The sequence below is a fragment of the Pandoraea nosoerga genome (assembly GCF_902459585.1).
Lineage (GTDB): Bacteria > Pseudomonadota > Gammaproteobacteria > Burkholderiales > Burkholderiaceae > Pandoraea > Pandoraea nosoerga.
On record NZ_CABPSC010000020.1, the window covers coordinates 59859 to 68226 of the forward strand.

Sequence of the window (8368 nt, forward strand, 5' to 3'; positions counted from 1 at the left end):
TTAGGGATAGTCGGGGTGACAAACCGCGCGTTGTGCGTGCAGAATCGCGAAAAAACGAGACTCAGCAGTGACTGGAACTCGATCCCCGCCGAGACCACGCGATGTGCTGGCCGCCTGCTACCGGTGCATCGGTGACAAGCGTCGTCCGAGCGGGCCGACCTCTGACAGGGAGGAGACATGGCTTCCACGCTCCGGCGCCGCTGGCGCACGGGAACGTTGTTGTTGCTATCGGTGGCACTCGGCTCCACGGTTGCCGCCTATCACTACGCCACCGGTGTCGAACTGGGCGGTGGCGTATTCCAGCAGATCGGCTTCGGACGTCAGGGCACGTCGTCCGGGGCTGCCACGCACGCGCGCGGGGCACCGCCCTCGTGCCGCGCCGACGATTGCCGATCCGAGGCGGCCTCTCAGCCGCATTGACGCGCGCCGGCGCCATCCCCCGAAAATCGCCACTGGCTGACTGACAGACCGACGCGCCGCCTCGCGCGCGGGCGTCGGTCCTGTGTACTCGTCTCGGCCGGGGCGCGGCAGGCGAGACCCTCGCCGATGGTCGTCAGGCCATCGCCGCCGATAGCGTGACGTTATGACATAGATTTTTATAATCAATTTTATTTGACCGATAGTGTTCGGCATACTGTCAACACTTTCCACCCCGTCAGAGAGACAACGACATGCCGATCATCAACACCCAGATCAAGCCGTTCAAAGCCACCGCCTATCACAATGGCGATTTCACGACCGTGACCGACGAGACCCTGAAGGGCAAGTGGTCGGTGGTCGTGTTCTACCCGGCCGACTTCACCTTCGTGTGCCCGACCGAGCTCGGCGATCTGGCCGATCACTATGAAGCGTTCAAGAAGCTGGGCGTCGAGATCTATAGCGTTTCGACCGACACTCACTTCACGCACAAGGCCTGGCACGACACGTCGGACACGATCCGGAAGATCCAGTATCCGATGATCGGCGACCCGACGCTCGCCATCTCGCGCAACTTCGACGTGCTGATCGAGGAAGAGGGCCTGGCGCTGCGCGGCACGTTCGTGATCAACCCGGAGGGCGAGATCAAGCTGTGCGAAATCCACGACAACGGCATCGGCCGCGACGCGAAGGAACTGCTGCGCAAGGTGCAGGCTGCCCAGTACGTGGCGTCGCATCCGGGCGAAGTGTGCCCCGCCAAGTGGACGCCGGGCGCTGAAACGCTGAGCCCCTCGCTCGACCTGGTGGGCAAGATCTAAGCGCTACCGCTTCACTGCAGCAAACGCCGCTCCCGTCACAGAGCGGCGTCCCCGCCGGCGCGCGGCCCCCCTGAACCTGTCGCGCCGGCACCCTTTCCGAATTCACGACACCTGCCTGCGCCCGCCCCGGCCGGCGCGGCGGCCCCTGTTCACCCTATCGAGACGGATACACGCCATGTTGGACGCGAACCTCAAAGCTCAATTGCAGACGTACCTCCAGAAAGTCACGCGCCCGATCGAGATCGCCGTGTGGCTCGACGACAGCCCGAAGGCGCTTGAGATGAAGGCGCTCGTCGACGAGATCGCGCCGCTCTCGCCGCACATCGCCGTGGTGGCGCGAGACGACGCGAACGAGCGCCGTCCGTCGTTCGCCATCGGCACGCCGGGCGAGGCCCCCCGCATCCGTTTCGCCGGGCTGCCGATGGGGCACGAGTTCACGTCGCTGGTGCTGGCGTTGCTGCAGGTCGGTGGCCATCCGATCAAGCTCGATGACGACACCATCGCGCAGATCCGGGCGCTTGATGACGACCTGCGCTTCGAGACCTATATCTCGCTGTCGTGCCAGAATTGCCCGGAAGTCGTGCAGGCGCTCAACGTGATGGCGCTCATCAATCCGCGCATCCAGCAGGTGACGATCGACGGCGCGCTGTTCCAGGGCGAGGTCGAGGCGCGTCAGGTGATGGCGGTGCCGACGGTGTTCCTCAATGGCGAGTCGTTCACGCAGGGCCGCAGCAGCGTGAAGGAATTGCTCGCGAAGCTCGACACCGGGGCGAGCGCGCGCGCGGCGAAGGCGCTCGAGAGCAAGCCCGTCTACGACATGCTGATCGTGGGCGGCGGCCCTGCCGGCGCCGCGGCGGCCATCTACGCCGCACGCAAGGGCATCTCGACGGGCGTGCTCGCCGAGCGCTTCGGCGGTCAGGTGCTCGACACGATGGCCATCGAGAACTTCGTCTCCGTCACGCACACGGAAGGGCCGAAGTTCGCCATGGCGCTCGAGCAGCACGTGAAGACCTACGACGTCGACGTGATCGATACGCAACGCGCGGAAGCGCTCGTGCCCGGCAAGATCCACGAAGTGCATCTTGCCAGCGGCGCGGTGCTCAAGGCCCGTTCGCTCGTACTGGCCACCGGCGCGCGGTGGCGCGAAATCGGCGTGCCCGGCGAGCGCGAGTACCGCAACCGCGGTGTGGCCTACTGTCCGCACTGCGACGGTCCGCTCTTCAAGGGCAAGCGCGTGGCCGTGGTCGGCGGCGGCAACTCCGGCGTGGAAGCCGCGATCGATCTTGCCGGTATCGTCGACGAAGTCACGCTGATCGAGTACGGCACGCAACTGCGTGCGGATGAAGTGCTTCAGCGCAAGCTGCGCAGCCTGTCGAACGTGCGCGTGCTGATGAACGCACAGACGACCCAGATCACCGGCGACGGTCAGAAGGTGAATGGTCTCGTGTACGTCGATCGCGCGTCGGGCGAGTCGCACACGCTCGCACTCGAGGGCGTGTTCGTGCAGATCGGTCTCGTGCCGAACACCGAGTGGCTCAAGGGCACGCTCGCGCTCTCGCGCCACGGCGAAATCGAGGTGGATGCCAAGGGGGCGACGTCGGTGCCGGGCGTGTTCGCCGCGGGCGACGTGACGACCGTGCCGTTCAAGCAGATCGTGATTGCGCTCGGCGAGGGCGCGAAGGCCGCGCTTGGCGCGTTCGAGCATCTCATGCTCAGTTCCGTCGAGGACGAGGCCAGCGAGCCGGAAGCCATCGCCGCTTGACACCGAGTGGCAGCGGCAGGGCGGCCCGCCCCGCCGGGGCCACACGAGTTTCGGCCGGGCGCTCGACGCAGTTTTCGTATGACTCAACGAAGCCCTCACGCGTGTTGCGCGTGAGGGCTTTGTCATATCCGTCATGCGTGCCATGGGTTTTGCGCACACGTTAATGGGATTTCGCTTAAATCCGTCATTTCCATGCGGACGATGCCCAAAGCGCGTGGAGTTTTTCGATAGTTGGCAAATTCGTCGTCAACATGTGCTCCTTCAATCGACACACGACGCCCGTGCTTCTCGCGTCGCGCGTCGGCCAGGTATTCGCCGGATGACGGCCGCGGGACTTCGTTCCGCGTCGCTCCGGTCAGGTGAACGGACATATGGGATTCGACAACTTCTTGCGCACTCTGGGCGAGGTCGGTACGCGATCGCGACAGCGCTGGCAGACGTGGCGCGCACAGACGCCAGGCGTCGGCGCTCAGCTGCGCGGTGCGCTGCCGATCGTGCTCGCGGCCGGCGCCATCACGGCGGCGACCGTTGCGTGGTACGCCCGTGACACGGGCTACGCGCCGCTCTTCGGCCAGCACCAGCGCATTTCGGTCGAGCAGGCCGCCGGCGTGCTCGACGCCGAGCAGATCCCGTTTCGCATGCATCCCGAGACCGGCGCGATCCTCGTGCCGCATGACCGGCTCGGCCGTGCGCGTCTCGCACTGGCCGCCAGGGGCGTGACACCGGAGCTGCCGCCCGGGGCGTGACACCGGAGCTGCCGCCCGGGCTCGAGCTGGTCGACCGCGACGAGCGCCTGGGCGTGCGCCAGTTCGTGCAGGACGTGCGTTTTCGTCGCGGCCTCGAGGGGGAGTTGTCGCGCACCATCATGTCGATCGACGCGGTGGACGCCGCGCGCGTCCACATCGCGCTCGCGCCGCAGACGTCGTTCGTGACCAACACGAAGGCGTCGGCGAGCGCATCGGTGCTGGTTTCGGTACGCCCCGGCCAGAAACTCACACCGCAGCAGGTGAGCGCCATCGTGAAGCTGGTAGCGGGCAGCGTGAACGGTCTGGCGGCGCAGGACGTGTCCATCGTCGACCAGCACGGCACGCCGCTTAGCGCGAACCTCGATCTCGACGAGGCCATGCATGGCGACGCGCAAGCGCGCACCCGGTCGCGCGACGACGCGCTGCGAAACGTGCGCGCGCTGCTCGAGGGCATTCTCGGCGCCGACAGGTACCGCGCGAGCGTCAGCGTGGATCTGGACGAAGACGTCGTCTCGAACACCACCGAAGCGCTGGGCGCCGAGCCGCGCGTGACGCAGGAAGCCCTGCGCGAAGCCCGCGACGACGACGCCGTCGTCGGCGGCGTGCCGGGCGCCATGAGCAACCGACCGGTCGACGCGGCGCCGCTGCTGGGCGGCGAGAGCGGTGCGACGCGCACCATGTCCTCCACTCGTCAATTCGCGTATGACCGATCGATCACACAGACCAAGCGCCAGCGTCCGCGCGTGCGTCAACTGCATGTCGCCGTCGTGGTCGACTCGCAGGCCGCGCCGGGCGGCAACGGCTGGACGACCGAGGCGCTCGCGGAGCTGGAGCGCACCTTGCGCGCCGGCGTCGGCATCCAGGCGCAGCGTGGGGACACGCTGGTCGTGAGCGCAATGCCGTTTGCGCCGTCGGCGGGCGTGGCGCCTTTCGGGGCGTCGGAAGCCGTGCCGGGCGCGCTGCTCCTGACCGATGCGCAAAAGCAATACGTTGCCATCGCGCTTGGAACGCTGCTCCTGGTCGCACTGAGCGCGTGGGCGGTGCTCGCGCGGCGGGCGCGGCGGCGCAAGGCGGCCGCCCAGGCCGCCGCGGCCGAGGTTCTCGAGCGCGAGCGTCGCGAGGCCGAACTCGTCGCGCAACAGGCGGCGCTGCCGGCCTTCGCCTCCGATTCGCCACGCGCGTCGGACACCTCGTTCGACAGCAAGCTCGAACGCCTGAGCGCGCTGGCGGCCGGCGAGCCCGAGCGCGTCGCGCAAATCATCAAACACTGGATTGGTTCGCATGCTGCATCCCGCTGACACTTGTGCGCTGACGCAAATCAATGGCGTCGATCGCGCCGCCGTCCTGCTGCTCTGTATGGGCGAGACCGCCGCGGCCGCCGTGATGGCGCAGCTCGCACCCGATGAACTCCTGCGCGTGGCGCACGCCATGTCACGGGCCGGCAGCGTGAAGAAGCAGGACGCGCAGACCATCGTCGACCAGTTTCTGGACGCCTGCACCGAGCACGGCGGCGCCAGCGCGGCGCCGCGCGCGTACCTCGAGCGTTCGCTCTCGGCCGCGCTTGGCGAGGGTATTGCGAGCAACGTGCTCGACGGCATCTATGGCGACCGCGTGCGGCCGAAACTCGCGCGGCTGCAATGGGTAAGCGTGGCCAGGCTGGCTGACGTGCTCTCGCGCGAGCATCACCGGATGCAGGCATTGCTGCTGGCCTATCTGCCGGCCGATCTCGCGGGCCGGCTGCTGCGCGCGCTGCCCGCGTCGCAGCAGGAGGCGTTGCTGCTCGAGATGGCGCAGCTCACGCGCGTCGATCGTGAATTGCTGGCCGATCTGGAGGTGATTGCCGACCGGTGTCTGGCCGGCCTTTCGGCCGACAGCGCCGACGTGCAGGGAGCCAGGCTCGCCGCGCAGATCATCGGCCACGTGCCCGACGAGCAGAAGCGGTTGATGGACGCGCTGCGCGCGCACGACGCGTCGTTGGCCGAGACCGTCGAAGCGAGCATGTACGGCTTCGACATCCTTGCCTACCAGCCGCCCGAAGTCATCGATCTCGCCGTGGCAGACGTGTCGACCGAGACGTGGGCCACGGCGCTCAAGGGCACGGACGCGCGATTGCGCCAGGCCGTGCGCGAGCGCATGTCGCGTCTTCAGGAAGATGCGCTCACGCAGGCTATGCAGCGTTTGGGCGCGGTGTCCGCGGCGCGCGTCGAAGCGGCGCGCACGGAGATCATGGCCACGCTGCGCACGCGGGCGCGAGAGGCCAACATGACGCTACGTCTGGCCGACGGCGAGGTGCTGGAATGAAGCCGCACCGTTTCGGCACGAAGGCCGACGCAGCGGCGCAGCGTGGCTGGTTGCCGGTGCAGCCCGACATGGCGACCGTGCGCGCGCAGGCCTACGCCGAAGGCGTGGCGCATGGCGAGGCCCAGGCCCGTGAAACCGTCTGGCAGGCGGCATTCGACGCCGGGCTCGCCGAGGGCGAACAGGCGGCCGAAACCCGCTTGCGAGCGTCCTACGCGGCGCGCCTGCGCGAAGAGCTCGACGCCATCGCGCAGCCCCTGGCCGCGCTGCAGGCGGCCTGCGACGAAGTGCGCGCGCGTCTGGCCGCGGGCGCGCTGGACGCGATGACGGAAGCGACCTCGCGCGCCGTGAAGACCGTCGTGCAGCGGGAGTTGCAAACGGCAGCGCCCGAGATCGCAAACGTCGTGCGGCATCTGGTCGGGCAACTGGGCGCGGATGGCGACGTTACCGTGTACGTGAACCCGGAAGACGCGCGAGCGCTCGCCGCGCGTGTCGGGGCGCAGGCGCCAGGCGCGGCGTGGCGGATCGTGGCCGATGCGTCGTTGCCGCGAGGCGAGAGCCGCGTCGACGTCGGCGGCCTTTGGTACGACGCCGGATGCGAAAGCCGCGAGTCGGCCGTGCGCGAAGTCGTCCGTCGGCGGCTGGGCGAATGGGTCGACGCGTCGATTGCCGGCACTGAACCGATTGCCATGCAGGTGCCGCAATGAATGACCAGATCGCGCTGGCGAGCCCCATGGCGTTCGTCACCCGGGCCAACGGCGTGGTGCTCGAAGCGCGGGGACAGCGCTTCGCGCTCGGCCAGCAATGCCGCATCGAAACGGCGGCAGGGCGTTGGGCCGATGCCGAAGTGGTCGGCTTCACCGACGGCACGTTGCAGCTGCTCGCCTATGCGTGCGTGGCCGACATCGTGCCGGGCGCGCGCGTGCTGCCCGGCGCGGCCGGGCAGTCGCTGGAGATCGGTGCCGCTTGGCTCGGGCGCGTTATCGACGCCTTCGGCCAGCCGCTCGACGGCAAGGGGGCCCTGCGCGGCGAGGTGCGGCTCGACACGCGCTGCACGCCGCCTTCGCCGTTGACGAGGCGCGCCGTTTCCGAGCCGCTAATGGTGGGTGTGCGTGCGATCGACGCACTGCTGAGCCTAGGCAAGGGGCAGCGCGTCGGATTGTTCGCGGGCAGCGGCGTGGGCAAAAGTGTCCTGCTGGGCATGATCACGCGGCGCACCGAAGCGCAGATCGTCGTCGTCGGGCTGATCGGCGAGCGTGGGCGCGAAGTGGGCGAGTTCGTTACGCAAACGCTCGGCGAGACGGGGCTCGCGAGGGCCATCGTCGTCGCTGCGCCGGCGGATGCGCCGCCGGCGCAGCGCATGAAGGCCACCGAGCTCTGCCACGCCATTGCCGCGCACTTTCGCGATGCGGGCCACGACGTGCTGCTGCTCGTCGACTCGCTCACGCGCTACGCCATGGCGTGCCGGGAGGTGGCGCTGCTGCTCGGCGAGGCGCCTGCCGCGCGCGGCTATCCGGCGTCGGTGTTCGCGCGCCTGCCCCGGCTGGTCGAGTGCGCGGGCAATGGCGCCGGCGAAGGCAGTCTGAGCGCGATCTACACCGTGCTCGCCGAAGGTGACGACTTGCAGGACCCCGTGGTCGACACCGCCCGTGCGGTGCTCGACGGTCACATTGTGCTCTCGCGCGAACTGGCGGACGCGGGCCATTACCCGGCGATCGACGTCGGCGCGTCGGTGAGCCGCTGCATGACGCATGTGGTCGGCGCACGCCACTCCGGTGCGGCCAATGCATTCAAGGCGCAGTGGCACGCGTACCGGCAGGTCCGCGATCTGATCGCGTTGGGCGCCTACGTGCCCGGCGCGCATGCCGAAACCGACCGGGCCGTGTCGCGGTATCCGGCCATGTGCGAGTTTCTGCGTCAGCGCGACGGCGACGCTCCTGACGGTGCGCAGGACGGCAGCGCGTTCGAGGTGCTCTGCGAGCGGCTGGAGGCGTTGTGCCGATGACGCCGAAACCTTCGCGAGCGCTGTACGCGCTGCTGTCGGTGCGAGAGCGCGAACTCGAGGCCGCCGAGCGCGAGGGCCGCCTGCTTGCCGAGCGACAGATGCGGCTCTCGCGCAACGTCGCGCAACTCACGCAGTTGTATCGCGCCGTGGCGATCGGCGACACGCGCGCGCGGGCGCACAGCTTTCAGAACCGTGCCGATTACAAGCGCGCGCTGGTCGACATGATCGAAACGCAGCAGGCGCCGCTGGCCCGGCTGGCGCGCTCGCAGTCCGCCGCCGCGCAGGCGGTGCGCGAGGCGCAGCGGCGCCGCGAAGGCGTTGC

At 68.6% G+C, this 8368-nt stretch carries 10 protein-coding genes; 9 read left to right on the plus strand and 1 reads right to left on the minus strand.

Annotated features, from left to right (window positions below):
• The first annotated feature begins 177 nt into the window (after nucleotides 1-177).
• The 3 genes from PNO31109_RS20365 to ahpF all read left to right on the plus strand — a co-directional run bounded on the left by PNO31109_RS20365 (nucleotide 178) and on the right by ahpF (nucleotide 2997).
• Nucleotides 178-420 carry a hypothetical protein gene (locus PNO31109_RS20365; protein ID WP_150557254.1) on the plus strand — a complete coding sequence of 81 codons (243 nt, stop codon included), beginning with the start codon at nucleotides 178-180 and terminating at the stop codon, nucleotides 418-420.
• Nucleotides 421-671: 251 nt separating this feature from the next.
• On the plus strand, nucleotides 672-1235 hold the full coding sequence (gene ahpC / locus PNO31109_RS20370; RefSeq protein ID WP_150557255.1) for an alkyl hydroperoxide reductase subunit C: 564 nt from the start codon (nucleotides 672-674) through the stop codon (nucleotides 1233-1235).
• Nucleotides 1236-1410: 175 nt separating this feature from the next.
• On the plus strand, nucleotides 1411-2997 hold the full coding sequence (gene ahpF, locus PNO31109_RS20375; protein WP_150557256.1) for an alkyl hydroperoxide reductase subunit F: 1587 nt from the start codon (nucleotides 1411-1413) through the stop codon (nucleotides 2995-2997).
• A 131-nt stretch (nucleotides 2998-3128) separates the two neighbouring features.
• On the opposite strand, the gene PNO31109_RS20380 is transcribed toward ahpF, so the two are convergent.
• The gene (locus PNO31109_RS20380; protein WP_150557257.1) at nucleotides 3129-3368 is read right to left on the minus strand and encodes a hypothetical protein; all 240 of its coding nucleotides are present in this window, start codon (nucleotides 3366-3368) and stop codon (nucleotides 3129-3131) included.
• Here PNO31109_RS20380 and PNO31109_RS22330 point away from each other — a divergent pair, their 5' ends adjacent.
• From PNO31109_RS22330 to PNO31109_RS20410, 6 genes are all read left to right on the plus strand, one after another.
• Nucleotides 3369-3743, plus strand: coding sequence for a hypothetical protein (locus PNO31109_RS22330; protein WP_150557258.1), 375 nt, complete (start codon nucleotides 3369-3371; stop codon nucleotides 3741-3743). It abuts the gene before it with no gap.
• Nucleotides 3740-5041, plus strand: coding sequence for a flagellar basal-body MS-ring/collar protein FliF (fliF, locus tag PNO31109_RS20390; protein WP_150557259.1), 1302 nt, complete (start codon nucleotides 3740-3742; stop codon nucleotides 5039-5041). The genes PNO31109_RS22330 and fliF overlap by 4 nt, the downstream gene beginning before the upstream one ends.
• Nucleotides 5025-6044 carry a FliG C-terminal domain-containing protein gene (locus tag PNO31109_RS20395; protein WP_150557260.1) on the plus strand — a complete coding sequence of 340 codons (1020 nt, stop codon included), beginning with the start codon at nucleotides 5025-5027 and terminating at the stop codon, nucleotides 6042-6044. The genes fliF and PNO31109_RS20395 overlap by 17 nt, the downstream gene beginning before the upstream one ends.
• A complete protein-coding gene (locus tag PNO31109_RS20400; RefSeq protein WP_150557261.1) occupies nucleotides 6041-6748 on the plus strand; it encodes a FliH/SctL family protein in 708 nt (235 codons plus the stop codon). The genes PNO31109_RS20395 and PNO31109_RS20400 overlap by 4 nt, the downstream gene beginning before the upstream one ends.
• Entirely contained in the window at nucleotides 6745-8046 is a 1302-nt protein-coding gene (locus PNO31109_RS20405) for a FliI/YscN family ATPase (protein WP_150557262.1), read from the plus strand. Before PNO31109_RS20400 ends, PNO31109_RS20405 begins: the two co-directional genes overlap by 4 nt.
• A partial coding sequence (locus PNO31109_RS20410) for a hypothetical protein (protein ID WP_150557263.1) occupies nucleotides 8043-8368 on the plus strand: 326 nt, incomplete at its 3' end. The genes PNO31109_RS20405 and PNO31109_RS20410, both read left to right, overlap by 4 nt.

Excerpts from the sequence above, each read along its gene's own strand:
- PNO31109_RS20365 (WP_150557254.1), top strand. The coding sequence starts at position 178 with ATGGCTTCCACGCTCCGGCGCCGCTGGCGCACGGGAACGTTGTTGTTG.
- ahpC (WP_150557255.1), top strand. The coding sequence starts at position 672 with ATGCCGATCATCAACACCCAGATCAAGCCGTTCAAAGCCACCGCCTAT.
- ahpF (WP_150557256.1), top strand. The coding sequence starts at position 1,411 with ATGTTGGACGCGAACCTCAAAGCTCAATTGCAGACGTACCTCCAGAAA.
- PNO31109_RS20380 (WP_150557257.1), bottom strand. The coding sequence starts at position 3,368 with ATGTCCGTTCACCTGACCGGAGCGACGCGGAACGAAGTCCCGCGGCCG.
- PNO31109_RS22330 (WP_150557258.1), top strand. The coding sequence starts at position 3,369 with ATGGGATTCGACAACTTCTTGCGCACTCTGGGCGAGGTCGGTACGCGA.
- PNO31109_RS20395 (WP_150557260.1), top strand. The coding sequence starts at position 5,025 with ATGCTGCATCCCGCTGACACTTGTGCGCTGACGCAAATCAATGGCGTC.
- PNO31109_RS20400 (WP_150557261.1), top strand. The coding sequence starts at position 6,041 with ATGAAGCCGCACCGTTTCGGCACGAAGGCCGACGCAGCGGCGCAGCGT.
- PNO31109_RS20405 (WP_150557262.1), top strand. The coding sequence starts at position 6,745 with ATGAATGACCAGATCGCGCTGGCGAGCCCCATGGCGTTCGTCACCCGG.